This window comes from Streptococcus sp. 1449 (assembly GCF_013276805.1).
Classification (GTDB): Bacteria; Bacillota; Bacilli; order Lactobacillales; family Streptococcaceae; genus Streptococcus; species Streptococcus pseudopneumoniae.
Genome location: NZ_VMLS01000003.1, coordinates 55,965 through 71,159 on the forward strand (window position 1 = coordinate 55,965; position 15,195 = coordinate 71,159).

A 15,195-nucleotide genomic window follows, 5' to 3' on the forward strand; every position below is an offset into this window, starting at 1 on the left:
AAATTATTTAAGATCCACAAATTCACAAAATTAATTTTACAAATATTCTTCCCCTTCAAAAAAGTTTAAATTGCATTTCACACCTTTATTTTTAAGAATGTTTCCAACTTCACGACAAATAAATTCATATGAGAAAAAACTACCATAAAATTGTAGATTAACTTTTTCAGTAAAATGTGTAGGATTTATAAAAACATATAATAGCCTGTCAATGCAACATTTTAACATAGAGTTAATTTTTTCTTTAAAGATAACATTTGTTATCAACTCATCAGGAGGTAAATGAAAGGCAAACACCATTTCATAAATATCATAAAAAGAAATAAATTTGTATACTTGTATCAAACAATTATTATCAAAATATTCTATTTTACCTAAATCAAAATTGATTTTATAATCTTTCATAAAAACCTCTGAGCAAAAATCTACTCAAAAATTAGATGATTAAAACATCTAAAAAACAAAAGGACAAAAACATCTGTCCCTTTGTTTACTAAATTTCAGCTAATTTCTTCGACATAAATAACACCTACAATATTAGCAATTTCTTCCATTAGTTTAAGGTGCTCAAATCTACCTGATAATTCCAGAGTAATAAATGACGCGATTTTTTTGTCTGGAACATCAAAATATTCAATTCTGTCAGAATTAACATCTCCAAATGCAGTTCTAGAATCAGTCATTCTAATGCCATTTTCTGCACAATAAACCAATACACGATTATAGGCTTCTGTAGATTTAACCACTATATACAATTCAATCATTTTAGAACGATTTCGTAGATATTTTTTTAGTGGTTGGAACATGGATATCACACCCCAAACAGAAATGGCTACTAAAAGAGCTCCCTCATAAAAACCTACTCCAATAGCTAATCCAATTCCAGCTGAAGCCCATATTCCGGCTGCAGTTGTTAAACCAGTTATTTTCTTTTTATCTGTAATAAGTATTGTTCCAGCCCCAAGAAAACCAACACCTGATATAACCTGCGCACCTAAGCGTGTAGGATCTCCTGTACCAAATTTATAAGATACGTATTCATTCGTCATCATAATTAAACATGCAGCCAGACAAACAATACTATGTGTACGAATACCTGCTGGTTGAGATTTACTTCCTCTCTCTAAACCAATTACACCACCAATAACTACTGATAAAACAATCCTGACAACTATTTCAATATGTGATAACCCAAGACTAGTGGCTGTCATGATTATTTCCTTACTTTACGCCCCGGTCTTTGTGTGAAGTATAATACAGTTCCAGAAACAATCATCAGAACAATTGTATAAACAAATACCAGAGCTTGTGCATTAGATGTTGCTGTTTCATCACCTGCAGATCGAATCGTAATACCTAATGGTTGAGCTAGGGGATGGTAAAGGAATACAGATAAGTCGAAGTCAGTTAATAAAGAGTTAAAGTTTAAAGCAATAACAGAGAGAACAACCGGTAAAATAAATGGAATGATAACCTTCATCATAGTATAAAAAGGTGAAGCACCCATACTTCTTGCTGCATCTTCCATCTCATCATCAACACTAAATAAAATAGCACGTACCATTCTATAAGAAAATGGGATTTTTACAACTATATATGCAATAAGTAGAATTACCAAACCACCTACCAAAATCTGATTCAAGACAAGAAATTGTGGCTGATTAAAAGTAAATAATAAACTTACTGCTAAAAGTGTACTTGGTAGTAACCAAGGAAGTAGAGCACCATATTCAAATAAGAAATCAAAACGAGATTTATGTTTTCTGACAACACGAGCAAATACAACTGCGAGAATTGTTGCTGTTGTCGCAGCAATAATAGAATAAATAAAGCTGACCAAGAATGGAGAGAATGCCGCACTATTACTAAAGAATAAGCGATAATTTTCTAAAGTAAAGTTTGATAATGTTAAGTTACCTGTTTGAATTGCAACTGGATCTGTAAATGAGTATAATACTATAAAAATTAGTGGAAGCATGAAAACTGTGAACAATCCATATGCTACAATGTGAGCAATGATATTCCAAGGCTTAGACGCAATTTTTTGTTTTTTAAGAGGCGCTTTAGTCTTAGAGATAGAAATATAATTTCCACCTTTTTCTATCTTATTCATGATAGTAAGCAAAATTGTAGTTGCAATACCTAAAATAATTGCAAGTAGGGCAGCTAAATCACGAGAATTCCCCATCCCTGCAAATGTAATAATCATTGGATTTATAGTTTGAAATTCTTTACCACCAACAATCATGGGTGCTGCTACTGCAGATAAACCACTAAGAAAAACCATAATAGTAAGTGCAAATAGAGTTGGAATTAAGGTTGGTAACACTACTTTTCGGAAAACAGTAAATGGTTTTGCTCCCATATTTCGAGCAGCCTCAATAGTGTGATAGTCAACGCTTCGAATTGTATTTGTTAAAAACAATGTATGATTAGCCGTTCCTGAAAATGTCATAATGAATAAGACTGCACCATACCCAATAAACCAGTTAGGGTCTAAAGAAGGGATAATATTTTGTAAAAATTTTGTAATCAATCCATAAGGACCATAGACAAATTTATATCCAGTCGCTAAAACCACTCCTCCATAAATTAAAGAGGTCATATAACCTAATTTTAAAATTTTAGCACCTTTAATATCAAAGTATTCTGTAAATAGAACACAAAGAATACCTACGATATTAACTGTAATAATGAGTGAAAATGCCAACTTAAAACTGTTCATAATACTCTGAAGTGCCCTTTGAGATTTTAGAACACGATGTACAGCATCAAGGGAAAATTCTCCTCCTTTTACAAATACATTCACTACTAGATCAAAGTTTGGATAAATAATAAATGTTACTAAGAACCAGATTAACCCTAAACGAATAAGCCAATCTTTTAAATTTAATTTATGACGCATACTGCACCTCCTTAAAATTGCAGAACGTCTGATGGAGTGATAAATAATTCCACACTTTCTCCGACAGATCTAATAGCAGCCTGACTATCAATACTTGTTACATTAAGAATCTGACTTTCAGAAACTTTTATTGTATAGTGAATTGTAACTCCAGAAAACTCAACATCAATAATTGTCCCTTTTAGAATAAAATCTTGTTCAGTTTCACGATTGAATCGAACTTTCTCTAATCGAATGTATCCTTTTTTATCCTCTAAGAAAACGCTTGTATTTTTCAATAATACTTCGTGGACTGTTTCATCGGTCAAAACATTAATATCTCCAATAAAATCACATACAAATTCAGTTTGAGAATTATGATAAATCTCTACTGGTGTACCGACCTGTTCGATGTATCCATTGTTAAAGACTGCAATTCTATCAGATAAAGTCAAGGCTTCCTCTTGATCATGAGTAACATATAAAGTAGTAATACCTAACTCTTTTTGAAGTCTTTTCAACTCTTTTCTCAAATCTACACGTAATTTTGCGTCAAGGTTTGACAATGGTTCATCTAGACAAAGAATTTTAGGTTCAAGAACCAGAGCACGAGCCAATGCTACCCTTTGTTGTTGACCCCCAGATAATTCTGATACATTACGCTGTAACTGTTGATCAGAGATCTTAATTTTTGCTGCTACTGCTGATACTTTTGCTTTAATAACATCTGGAGCTACCTTCTTAACTTTTAAACCAAATGCAATATTATCAAAAACAGTCATAGTTGGAAATAGCGCATAAGATTGAAATACAATTCCAATTCCACGCTTTTCAGGTTCCAAATGAGTGACATCTGTTCCATTAACTTCAATACTTCCTGATGATGGATCTAAAAAACCTACCAATGCTCTCAAAGTAGTTGATTTACCACATCCTGAAGGTCCAAGAAAAGTAAAGAATTCCCCTTCATGTATATCTAAATTCAGATTATCAATTGCAACAAAATCACCATATTTAATTTGAATATTATCAAATTTAATCATCTCACTAACTCCCTCTATTACTAAACCAAAAGCCTCTCTTTATTTCTTCCTTAAATTTAGAAATAATAGAGAGACTTGGACATAAAAATTAACTCTTATTTCTTATTGTACGTATTCTAATTCAGCTTTTTCTACCCATTCATCCAAATGTTTTCCAACAGCTTCCCAGTCAATATTTTGTGGTTTCACTTGATCAACAAATTTTTTCGTATCTTCAGGTAACTCTGTTAGGGCATCTTTATTTGCAGGAATAGATCCAAAGTTCTTACTATATTCTACTTGAATTTCTGATTGACCAAACCAATCAATAAATTCTTTAGCTAACGCTTGTTTTTTACTAGTGCTTAAAACCATAGTTTGTTCAGTTACAAATGGTACACCAATCTCAGGAGTCATAACTTTGAAAACAACATTTTGTTCTTTTTGTCCAACTAATGCACCAGAACCCCACATCATTCCATATTGTATTGGATCTTCTTTGTCTAACATCTTAACAATTGAACTTTCTCCCTTTTGAAGAGTGTATGCATTTTTCAAATATTCTTTTGCTGCTTCCCAACCTTTTTCGGAAACACCTAATTCACCTTTATCATCAAGGTATCGAACTAAGATACTTGCTAGAATTGCCCGTCCTGTACCACCTTGAAGACCAGAAATTGAATATTTACCTTTATACTTACTACCTAATTCAGTCCAATCTTTAGGCATTTCTTTTACATCAGGCGCTCCAATTAAAACTAATGGTTGAACAATCACAGGATTATAATAATTATCTTTATCTGATAAAGATTGATCAATTTTATCTAACCATTTAGGCTTGTACTGGACTAGTAATTTTTGATCTCTAATTTTATTTGAATCAACAGCACCAATTCCAAATACCATATCTGCAACTGCATTATTCTTCTCGGCAATAACACGGTCTGCTAATTGAGCGCCAGGAATATCAACCATTTTTATATTAAAACCAGCTTCTTTTGCTTTAGCAGTTAACCAATCACCACGACCATTTGAGACTGAGTTCGAATAGATTACTAATTCTTGACTTTTATCAGCTTTTTCTTCAGATGAAGAAGCAGTCGTAGAATTTGAACCTCCAGAGCAAGCAGCAAGTGTAGTAAGAGCAACTCCCGTTGCAAGTACAGTAGACCAAACTTTCATTTTTTTCATGATAAGTTCTCCTTTTTTATTATTTTATTTAAATTTTTCGTGATATGGAACAAATTGTCTCATATCTTCAAATACAGTATAGTCAATACGGTTTACAGTAATAGTTGGAATCTTCTCTAATAAAATTTCAGTTAATTCCGCTCTAACTTTAGTAAACTCTTCTTCCTCCTCTTCGGTTAGAGGAATCCGAAGATACCCAATTGAAATATGGAATTGATATCTATCATGATTAGGGAAACAAACACCTGCTTTTTCTGAGACATAAGTACGAATTTCTTCTAATCTCTTAGCAGAAGCTTCATCTGCAGGTTCAACTAGTATGTTTTGTTTTCCCATTTCCGTTACACGCATAAGAATTTCTTCATTTAACAATGGAAAAATTTCAAGTTGTTTAGCAAAGTAATCATGTATTTTCTGTAAAGGTGTATCTAAAGGAAGATTACTGCTCCAAAACTCCGTTTCACGATTTTCATGGCACAACAATTCAATTACAGTCATGTGAATAGAATTCCTTGGAGTTAAAGTGAACTTATCGATAAATGGTAATTCTCTATAACGTGATTGAATAATATCAACAACTTCCATCAAATCTTGTTTAGTATAAAGATTTGCTACAACAGTATTTCCTGGAAAATGATTAAATTCCCCATTCTCTTTGAACTTAATTTTTGTTAAGTTTTTCATATAAAGACCTTCTTTTTTTATATTTGACATCGGTGTCATCATGTTTACATTATACAATGAAACCGTTTCCTTTGTCAAGCGCTGTCAAACATTTTTTTTAATTTATCTTTCATTAAATATACATTTCATTAAAAGGTTAAGTAATTTTTCCAAAATACAGCACTCATATAGACAGTATCATCAATTATAGCCATTGGGATTTTTTGATTGCCAATTCCATGTATCTCTACACATGTCTTCAATCGATTTTGTTGTTCTCCAATTTAATTCCTTATATGCTTTGTCTGCATTTGCATAACAAGTTGCAACGTCTCCTGAACGTCTTGGAACTATTTTATAAGGAATAGGGATCTTATTAACACTTTCAAATGTATTTACAAGTTGTAATACACTAGTGCCTTCTCCCGAGCCTAGGTTATAGATATAAACATCTGTTTTTTCAGATACTTTTTCTAAAGCTTTTATATGTCCTATTGCTAAATCTACTACATGGATATAATCACGCACACCAGTACCATCAAGCGTATCATAATCATTTCCGAACACACTTAGCTCTGACAGCTTACCTACCGCTACTTGTGCAATATAAGGCATCAAGTTGTTAGGAATTCCTGAGGGATCTTCCCCAATAAGCCCAGACTCATGAGCACCAATTGGATTGAAATAACGAAGCAACGCAATACTCCATTCTGAATCTGCCACATGAACATCTTTTAAAATTTGCTCAAGCATCACTTTCGTATACCCATAAGGATTTGTCGCACTTGTTTGCATCGTCTCAATTAGAGGTGACTGATTGTTAATTCCATATACAGTCGCACTTGAAGAAAAGACAATCTTTTTAACATTAAATTCTGACATCACTTCAACAAGTGCCAATGTACTCATAATATTATTTTTGTAGTACATCACAGGCTTTTGCACGGATTCTCCGACAGCTTTATAACCTGCAAAATGAATTGCAGCATCAATCGATTCTTGTTCAAATACCTTTCTCAATGCTTGTTTATCACAAACATCTAATTCGTAAAACACAGGACGTATTCCTGTAATTGCTTCAATACGGTCTAGCACCAAGATGCTAGAATTCGAAAGGTTGTCGACAATGATAACTTCCTTTCCTAAATTTAGTAATTCTACTACGGTATGGCTACCAATATAACCAGCTCCGCCTGTTACCAATATTGCCATTTGGGTTTCCTCCTAATTAATTCCAACCGACTTAACAAATCTCATAAACGCTTCATGTCCAGATGAAGTATTCTTATAAACACCTGCATCTTCTAGGACTCTCGCAAATGCTTGTCCTACTTCGTGTTGAACTACGCTATTAACCTCTTCTTTTTTAATGTTAGGATATTTTTCTTTCAATTGGTCGGCCCATTCTAAATGATAATCCGCAATTGCGTTTTCCTCTCCTAAAAGATATTTTCCAACTTCTTCTAACTCTGGTTTCAAACGAGGTGGTAATATCGCAAGTCCCATCACTTCGATTAATCCGATATTTTCCTTTTTAATATGTTGTACATCTTGATGAGGATGGAAAACACCATCTGGGTATTGTTCAGTAGTATGATTATCTCTTAGAACAATATCTAATTCATATCTCCCGTCCACTTTACGAGCAATAGGAGTCACCGTATGGTGTGGGACATCTTCAGTCATAGCAATGATGTCTACTTCTAAATCTGAATATTCTCTCCACTTATTTAGAATTTTAGTAGCTAAATCTAACAAGCGATTTTTATTTTCACTTTGTAACCTAATTACTGACATTGGCCATTTTACAATACCAGCATTAATATCCTCAAAGTCTTTAAAACGAAATTCACTCTCAAATTTTGCTTTTTCCATTGGGAAAATATATTTCCCTCCCTGATAGTGGTTATGACTAAGAATGGAGCCTCCTGAGATAGGAAGATCAGAATTTGAACCAGCAAAATATCCTGGCAAAATATCAACAATCTCCAATAATTGTTCAAATGTTTTAGAGGTAATAGCCATTGGTACATGTTGACTATTCAAAAATATCGCATGCTCATTAAAGTATGAGTAGGGAGAATACTGGAATCCCCATACTTCGTCACCAAGTTTCAACCGAATAATTCTATGATTCGAACGTGCTGGATAATTTATTCGCCCCTGATATCCTTCATTTTCCATACATAGTAAACATTTGGGATAATTAGTTGCTTTTACTAATTTTTCAGCAGCAATTGTTTTTGGATCTTTTTCGGGTTTTGACAAATTTATCGTAATCTCTAGCTCTCCATATTTAGTTGATGCTCTAAACTCAATATTCTTAGCAATAGCAGAAGTTTTAATATAATCACTATCTTTACTTAACTTATAAAACTCTTCAACTGCTTCTTGAGGTGATATATCATATGAACTCCAAAAAATATCATTTAATCGACTAGGTAAAGGAACTATGAAATTCATTAACTCTGCTCCTAAACATTCCTTTTCCTCGATTAAATCTTTAATTTTACCGTTTTTTAAGGCGATTTCCACTAAGTAATCTTTTATTTGTTTCAGGTCATTTTCATCGGAAATGCGATCAGTTCCCTCCTCACCTATTAACGCTAATACTCTATTTTTCACATATATTTTGTCAATTTCATTATACATTCCGTATTCAATTACTCTATCAACAAAATTATCAATAATTGTTTTCATATATTTTTCTTTCTAATTTATGTTCCCATATTTTCTATACATTATCCATTTATAAATTGCTTGCGTAGTATGAGCAATTTTATCAAGGTGATGAATAATATCTAAAGCACCAATTACTTCAGAAACATTCCCATCATCTTCAAATATGTAATTCATTATTTTCTTTTCAATATTTATACTAAGCTCTTCTATCTCATTCTGTTTTTGTATAACAACCATATCTAAACATCCAGATTGTTCCTCTCTATAACAAGATATAGCCCTATTCATATGCTGTCCGATAACTTCATGAAGTATTTTTATTTCTGAAATAATTTTCTTCAAATTTTCATTATTTTGAATAATCTGTAGATTTTTTAAAATTTCAACAATTCTATCCCCAATACGTTCAATGTCAGTTGATATTTTTATTACACTAATAATTCTTCTTAAGTCATATGAAACAGGATGTTGTAAACAAATTAACTCAAATCCTTTTTTATCAATATTTAGAACTGACTCATTTATGATTAAATCTTCTTTAATCAATTCTACTCGTTCTTCATTTGATAAATATTCAAATAACTTCTCGTATTTATCAAGCACAGATACCCAAATGGTCTCTAAATTATTTGATAATTCTATAATTTCATTTTCTAAATATAACCTTAACATTTAGGTACCTCTTCTTAACAAAGTTCAATAGTAACAATTAATATTTTAAACAATATATCAAACATCAATAACTAGAATACTTGCATCATCCTTCTTTCCATAGATTGGATCAATAGCAGAAGAATTAAATCTCATCTTAATTAACTCTTCAAAAGTTTTATTTTGATTATTTTGATAGAATTCATAAAAGCCATCGCTCATTAAAACAATTTGTTCACTAGTAACATCTATTTGATTAATAATATCATGGTCTAAAAATCTCTCATCCAACGAACCTATCCAGTACCCACTCGGTTGATTAGATAATTTTCTGATTTTTTGTAAAATAATTTTTTTATTTAAAACACTATTTGTACCAATTGAATCTTTTATCTCATTTTTCCCTTTTTCAAATAAGTTATCTACTCTATGATCAGTTATTTCCATTTCGTTTACTAACATGACGCAGTCACCTAGCATCATATACTCCAACTTTTTTTCTGAAAGTTTAGCAAATATAAAAGCAAATGTTGGTAAGCGATAATACTCTGTTAATTCATATGAGTTTAAACCGATTTCATCTTTAACCTCAAGTAAAGCAGTTTCAAATATTTGTTTAAGAGTTTTTGATTCTTTACAATTAACCGACAAACTTTATGATAAAATATGTACAACTTCTGAGACTGAATAACCTATCTCCTCTTTAGAATTATATAAATCTGTAGCTCCATCAATAATCCAAAAATACTGATTTTGTGAACCTACAGCATCCTCATTTTCTACAGAACTTCCTTGTATCGAACAAATTTTATTTATCTTTACCATAATACTTCAACCCTTTTAGTGTCAAAAGTAAACCAATTCCTGTCACTGTTAAGAATAGTTCCATAATCTTGTTCGAACCAGTCTTTGGTAATTTTTGTTTTACATCTACTATTTCTTTAGATTTATTAATATGATTTTCAGTTTCTCTGCCATCTCCAACTATTTTATGGTTCACTTCTTCTGTCTTATTATCTTGTTTATTGTCGATCTTGTCATTCATTTGTCTATTATCTTTACTTGAGTTAAACTCTCCGTTCTTCTGGTTACTATCAATTACATTATTTGAATTAGATTGTTTTTCATGCACATATGAACTTGTTTTAAATTTTTCCTCTTTGTTTTTTTCTTTTTCGTTTTTATCACTTAAGTTATTTGTTACAATTTTATAAAGCCCATTCTCCGTTACAATATTGAAATTACCATCGCTATCACGTATAACAGGTTCTTTCTCATTTGCATTAGATTTGATGAATGATATATACTTACCGGATAAATTATAAAATTGGTTATTTAAAACGGTTATTTTACCCTTTGAATCCTCAATAACAATTCCTTCTTTACCACCGAATATACTATTCTCTGAGACTACTAAATTATCACTAACTCGTAATAATTCAATATTTGGTTGTTCTGTTTCCTTAGAATTATTATTAATTACATTTTTTGTTACAGTAATATCTGATACTTTTCCTAAATATTCTGCACTATCTTTTGCAACTCGTATCGCTTTTGTTTTAGGATCGGCAATATTAAATATATTTTCGGCGATAACCACCTGTTTATTTAAATCTAATAGGTCTTTAGTGTTTTTATAGCTATAAGCATTTACTAAAGCTGCTCCGCTTTCTCGATAATGTACACTCTCTCCTTTAACTTTCTTATCAAAGCGATTTCCTTTGATTAATACATCAGTGAATCCTGTAAAACGTACACCTGCATACATCATGTTATCAAAATGATTATTTAAAATTTTAATATTAGAGGGGTTCTGTGTCGACAATGTTTGATAGTGTGTGCCAATTGCTGTTACTAATTCTCCAGATTTATCACTTTTGCCAAAATAGGAATTTTGAATAGTCACATTTTCAGATTTTTTCCCATCATCATTCAAGGCATAAGGAAAACCTTTTCTAGTTAATGGTTCAATCTGAATGCTCTCCTTACTTATGATTTGCCCATCTTTCATCGTTTTGGGTAAAGCTTGACCAAGAAAACGAGAATTATCAACTAATACATTTTTCGAACCTGCAATTTGAATAGCATGCCCTTGATAACTATCCTTGAATGTTACATTTTTTATAGTTACGTTATTTGAATTCCCAATAGCAAATGCACCTGAAGAATTTATAAGTGGTAGATTTTTTGCTTTAGTTCCTTCTTCATTCAAAGCACCGTTCATATCAATCGTACCACCAGAATAACTAATATCTTCTGTTGGGCCCCATTCTACTTGCGCACCATCATCCGTAAATAAACCTGTCATAAAAACAATGGAAGGGTGATTCTTAATATTTATACCATTTAGAATTGTAGCTTTCTCATTCAATTCTAAGTGTGTATGACTTTTTAAAAAAACAATTTCTTTTACTAAATAAGTTCCTTCAGGAAAATATACATTTCCTCCACCTAGCCCTTGAGCTGCAGCATCTATTGCATCTTGAATTGCTTGTCGATCATCATGAATCCCATCACCTACCGCACCATAATCTTTTACACTTAAAGCAGTATCTTCAAATTCTTTTTTGATAATTCTGTCACTTATAACATCTTCCTTATAACTCTTATTTTCATTAGTAGATGTTACTGTAGATTCAACTGTTCTGTTGTCTAATTGTGAATTGGAACGAATAGTACCATTAGAGCTGATACTATTAAGACTTAACGAATTATCTAAACCATTAGTGGTTGAATTAGAGGCAATCATTTCAGCAGAACGATTCTGATTAACAGTTGGTGAATTATCTAAATCATTAGTAATTGCATTAGAAGACTCTTTTGTAGCCATCGGTGAAGAACTAGTAACAACTTCATCCGATAAAATACCTTGGCTTCCCAAAATTGAAATTGCCAATAGTACCGAGCAAGTCCCCACCTTTAATTTACGAATACTGAATACCTCATTAGGAACAAAATATTTCATCAGAACCTCCAATTTTTTTTACTATTTTTAACAATTGATTATTACTTTTCTTAAAATAGATAGAATGACACCGCTGTCATTATCTTTATCATATATTTTCCAAATTGAATTGTCAAGGAATAACACAAGAAAATATTAAAATTTATACTCTTCGGAAATCTCTTCAAACTAGGTCAGTGCCGCCTTGCCCTAAGTCTAGGTTACTGACTTGGTCAGTTCTATAGTAGACTGAAACTAAAATAGTACACCTCTACTTCTAAAACATTGTTAGAAATCGATTTGACTGTCCTGATCGATTTGTCCTATTCTTATTTCATTTTACTATATCTACAACCTCAAAGCAGGGTTTTGAGCTATCTATGGCCAACTTCCTAGTTTGCTCTTTAGCCTTCCATTCAAAAGTGATGCTATCTTTCTTAGCTTGAATATAAAATATCCCATTTACTATATTTAAATTTGTTGATATGTTGTAAATTATAAATGAAAGAACAAATATCTTGTCATACAAGCATTCGCCAGGGATATTTACATGAATATCGCTCATATGGCGGATTGAAACTAAAACACTACAATATATTTCTTAAATAGACCTTCTATAAAAGCTAGATTTAACCTCGATAAAAATAGATGCAGTGCTTCTAAAATACTGGAATAGGGTATATAGGTAATCGTAGACAAGTGTTTTATAGATTGTCTCGCAGGAGATCTAATGATGTATAGCAAGCTTCACTAAACATATGGGATATTTGTATTATTGTAATATCAACATACTATAAATTCTATCATGCAAAAGAATGACTAGAACATGAAAGACAGGCACAAAACTTTGAACAATATTCTGAAAACAAAAAAAGACGCGAGTTTCCACAATCTCACTCATGGAAACTCACGTCTTTCAAAAAATAGGGTGAATTGAAAACTAGAACAAGACACTAGATTTTCTAAATGATGTCTAGTAAGGATTCTAAATGCTACACCAAATTGCTCACATCTTATTTCAAACCACGGGACTCCCACAAGAAAGGAAAATCCTATAAAAATTCTCTCTCTGAGGAGAAAGGAGCCTCAACTACAGGTGTAAACTATTATCAATTGAAAACAACAGTTTTTACACTCAATTAGACTTTTTAAGGACAGGATCACTTTCGCTTGTCTGTAGTTTGTCATTTTTTTGATAAAGTTAGTACTTTTTCAGAAACTATTTTGAAAGTCTCAATGATATAGTCTACTTCTTCATCGCTTAATTTAGTATGAAGAGGGAGGGTAATTTCATTCTCAAAGAAGGCATAGGCCTTAGGATAGTTCGTCATATCAAATCCAAGATTCTTATAGGCTGTCAAGAGCGGAAGCGGTTTGTAGTGGACGTTACTTGCAATTCCTGCTTTAGCTAATTCTTGGATGATAAGATTGCGTTCTTCTAAGCTCGCTCCTTCTACATGGGTAATGTAGAGATGGCGTGAAGATTCAACAGTATCAGTCTTGTGTGCCAATGGATGGATGCGAGAACCTGCAAAACCACGATCATAGCGGTCCACAATGTCCTTACGACGTTCTAGCAAACCAGAGTAACGGTCCAATTGTACCAAACCAAGCGATGCCATGATATCAGTCATATTGCACTTGTAGGCTGGTGTGACGATATCGTATTCCCATGACCCCAGTTGCATCTTGGCAAGGGCATCCTTAGTTTGCCCGTGAAGGGAAAGGATTTGGAATTCCTTGTACATCTCTTCGTCGTCAATCGCTGGATTGGCCTTCCAAGTCGCACTTCCACCTTCTGCCGTTGTAAAGTTCTTAACGGCATGGAATGAGAAGGAAGTAAAGTCAGCGATAGAACCAGAAGGTTGTCCTTTATAAGTAGATCCCAAAGCGTGGGCACTATCAGAGACAATGACAATACGGTTAAAGGCCTGTTGCCACTTGCTTGAAGCGGTAAAGAAGTCACGTTTTTTCTCCACGACTTGGAACAAACGGTCATAGTCGCAAACAATCCCCGCAAGCTCAACCGGAATAATCACCTTAGTCTTTTCAGTGATAGCTTGCTCAAGCAAGTCATAGTCCATCTCAAACGTATCTGCTTGGATATCCACCATGACAGGGGTTGCTCCCACGTGCGTAATGACACTACATGAAGCCGTATAGGTCATGGCTGGAACGATGACTTCATCACCAGGTCCCACTTCCAAAACGCGTAAAATCAACTCCAGAGCGGCTGTCGCAGAGTTGAGACAAACAGTCTTAGGTGTCTGTGTGTAAAGAGACAAGCGGCGCTCCAGTTCTTTTGTTTTAGGACCTGTTGTGATCCAACCAGAACGCAGGGTATCCGCTACTTCAGCAATTTCTGCTTCTGTGATATCAGGCGGTGAAAATGGAATATTGTAATTTGGCATTGATTTGCTCCTTTTATCTGTACTCATTTTCTTATGACTACTTTATTTTAGTACCTCAAACACGGTTTGAAACATGATTTTGATGTCCCCAAGGAAACTAAACTCTCGGAGATAGGCGAGGTTATAGCGCATCTTTTCAGGAAGAACATGCTCCACATAGGCCTGATCAACTGACATACCTTTCTCCGTCATTTGACTGATGATGGTGTCCTCATCCTTGTAGTTGATGCTGGCTGGAGAGGTAATCCCTGCTTGCAAGAGCAAGGTTGCCATCATTTCAGGGCTATACTGCTCTGTATAACGTGGCACTTCAGGTCGTGTACCGACAAAGGACATCTCACCTTTAAGGACATTGACCAACTGAGGCAGTTCGTCCAAACGGACACGTCGGATGAAATTTCCAACCTTGGTAATGCGGCTATCGTTAGCAGAAGTCACCAGACTTCCTTTTTTATCCGCATCCGTCACCATGGTACGGAACTTCCAAATCTTGAACCGACGGTTGTACTGGGTCACACGCTCTTGCTTGTAAATCACTGGCCCCTTGCTATCCAACTTGATCCAAATGCTCAAGATGAGAAAGATGGGAGAGGTCAGAACCAGTAAGCCCAAGGCCAAAACCCAGTCCAAGCAACGCTTGAAAATCAGCGAACCCTTCCTTTTAGAGACAAGCTGGTAGTAAGACTCAACCTCGCTTGATTTCATTTCCACAGGCAAGTCTTCCCATTTCAGCATGCTGTTCTCCTT

12 protein-coding genes and 1 pseudogene are annotated in these 15,195 nt (G+C 33.6%); all 13 read right to left on the reverse strand.

Annotated elements, in window-relative coordinates; all coding sequences use genetic code 11:
* Positions 1 to 36: 36 nt before the first annotated feature.
* On the reverse strand, positions 37 to 405 hold the full coding sequence (locus HT687_RS00920; RefSeq protein ID WP_138699396.1) for a hypothetical protein: 369 nt from the start codon (positions 403 to 405) through the stop codon (positions 37 to 39).
* 95 nt (positions 406 to 500) lie between these two features.
* The gene (locus HT687_RS00925; protein WP_000127548.1) at positions 501 to 1,211 is read right to left on the reverse strand and encodes an MgtC/SapB family protein; all 711 of its coding nucleotides are present in this window, start codon (positions 1,209 to 1,211) and stop codon (positions 501 to 503) included.
* A 2-nt stretch (positions 1,212 to 1,213) separates the two neighbouring features.
* On the reverse strand, positions 1,214 to 2,905 hold the full coding sequence (locus HT687_RS00930) for an iron ABC transporter permease (protein ID WP_001216169.1): 1,692 nt from the start codon (positions 2,903 to 2,905) through the stop codon (positions 1,214 to 1,216).
* 11 nt (positions 2,906 to 2,916) lie between these two features.
* Positions 2,917 to 3,927: an ABC transporter ATP-binding protein gene (locus HT687_RS00935; RefSeq protein WP_000589142.1), complete on the reverse strand. Its 1,011-nt coding sequence runs from the start codon at positions 3,925 to 3,927 to the stop codon at positions 2,917 to 2,919.
* Between the two features lie 102 nt (positions 3,928 to 4,029).
* Entirely contained in the window at positions 4,030 to 5,097 is a 1,068-nt protein-coding gene (locus HT687_RS00940; RefSeq protein ID WP_000738376.1) for an extracellular solute-binding protein, read from the reverse strand.
* 24 nt (positions 5,098 to 5,121) lie between these two features.
* Positions 5,122 to 5,781 (reverse strand): DUF1868 domain-containing protein, encoded by a 660-nt coding sequence (locus HT687_RS00945; protein ID WP_000793816.1) that lies wholly within the window; start codon positions 5,779 to 5,781, stop codon positions 5,122 to 5,124.
* A gap of 180 nt (positions 5,782 to 5,961) precedes the next feature.
* Entirely contained in the window at positions 5,962 to 6,972 is a 1,011-nt protein-coding gene (galE, locus tag HT687_RS00950; protein WP_000996560.1) for a UDP-glucose 4-epimerase GalE, read from the reverse strand.
* 12 nt (positions 6,973 to 6,984) lie between these two features.
* Positions 6,985 to 8,460, reverse strand: coding sequence for a UDP-glucose--hexose-1-phosphate uridylyltransferase (gene galT, locus HT687_RS00955; protein ID WP_023932602.1), 1,476 nt, complete (start codon positions 8,458 to 8,460; stop codon positions 6,985 to 6,987).
* A 12-nt stretch (positions 8,461 to 8,472) separates the two neighbouring features.
* A complete protein-coding gene (locus HT687_RS00960; RefSeq protein ID WP_000945329.1) occupies positions 8,473 to 9,114 on the reverse strand; it encodes a phosphate uptake regulator PhoU in 642 nt (213 codons plus the stop codon).
* 57 nt (positions 9,115 to 9,171) lie between these two features.
* Positions 9,172 to 9,918 (reverse strand): annotated as a pseudogene (locus tag HT687_RS12275) (protein phosphatase 2C domain-containing protein).
* Positions 9,902 to 12,058, reverse strand: a complete 2,157-nt coding sequence (gene pfbA, locus HT687_RS00980) for a multi-ligand-binding adhesin PfbA (RefSeq protein WP_172924042.1) — start codon at positions 12,056 to 12,058, stop codon at positions 9,902 to 9,904. The pseudogene HT687_RS12275 and the gene pfbA overlap by 17 nt, the downstream one beginning before the upstream one ends.
* Before the next feature lie 1,163 nt (positions 12,059 to 13,221).
* Complete coding sequence (locus HT687_RS00985) at positions 13,222 to 14,448, reverse strand: DegT/DnrJ/EryC1/StrS aminotransferase family protein (RefSeq protein ID WP_023935648.1); 1,227 nt, start codon at positions 14,446 to 14,448, stop codon at positions 13,222 to 13,224.
* 42 nt (positions 14,449 to 14,490) lie between these two features.
* Positions 14,491 to 15,183 carry a sugar transferase gene (locus HT687_RS00990; RefSeq protein ID WP_023935647.1) on the reverse strand — a complete coding sequence of 231 codons (693 nt, stop codon included), beginning with the start codon at positions 15,181 to 15,183 and terminating at the stop codon, positions 14,491 to 14,493.
* Between the last annotated feature and the right edge of the window lie 12 nt (positions 15,184 to 15,195).

What these genes read in the sequence shown, in the direction of transcription:
- HT687_RS00945 (WP_000793816.1), bottom strand. Translation starts at nt 5,781, where the DNA reads ATGAAAAACTTAACAAAAATTAAGTTCAAAGAGAATGGGGAATTTAAT.
- galT (WP_023932602.1), bottom strand. Translation starts at nt 8,460, where the DNA reads ATGAAAACAATTATTGATAATTTTGTTGATAGAGTAATTGAATACGGA.
- HT687_RS00990 (WP_023935647.1), bottom strand. Translation starts at nt 15,183, where the DNA reads ATGCTGAAATGGGAAGACTTGCCTGTGGAAATGAAATCAAGCGAGGTT.
- HT687_RS00940 (WP_000738376.1), bottom strand. Translation starts at nt 5,097, where the DNA reads ATGAAAAAAATGAAAGTTTGGTCTACTGTACTTGCAACGGGAGTTGCT.
- HT687_RS00935 (WP_000589142.1), bottom strand. Translation starts at nt 3,927, where the DNA reads ATGATTAAATTTGATAATATTCAAATTAAATATGGTGATTTTGTTGCA.
- HT687_RS00925 (WP_000127548.1), bottom strand. Translation starts at nt 1,211, where the DNA reads ATGACAGCCACTAGTCTTGGGTTATCACATATTGAAATAGTTGTCAGG.
- pfbA (WP_172924042.1), bottom strand. Translation starts at nt 12,058, where the DNA reads ATGAAATATTTTGTTCCTAATGAGGTATTCAGTATTCGTAAATTAAAG.
- HT687_RS00985 (WP_023935648.1), bottom strand. Translation starts at nt 14,448, where the DNA reads ATGCCAAATTACAATATTCCATTTTCACCGCCTGATATCACAGAAGCA.
- HT687_RS00920 (WP_138699396.1), bottom strand. Translation starts at nt 405, where the DNA reads ATGAAAGATTATAAAATCAATTTTGATTTAGGTAAAATAGAATATTTT.
- HT687_RS00960 (WP_000945329.1), bottom strand. Translation starts at nt 9,114, where the DNA reads ATGTTAAGGTTATATTTAGAAAATGAAATTATAGAATTATCAAATAAT.
- HT687_RS00930 (WP_001216169.1), bottom strand. Translation starts at nt 2,905, where the DNA reads ATGCGTCATAAATTAAATTTAAAAGATTGGCTTATTCGTTTAGGGTTA.
- galE (WP_000996560.1), bottom strand. Translation starts at nt 6,972, where the DNA reads ATGGCAATATTGGTAACAGGCGGAGCTGGTTATATTGGTAGCCATACC.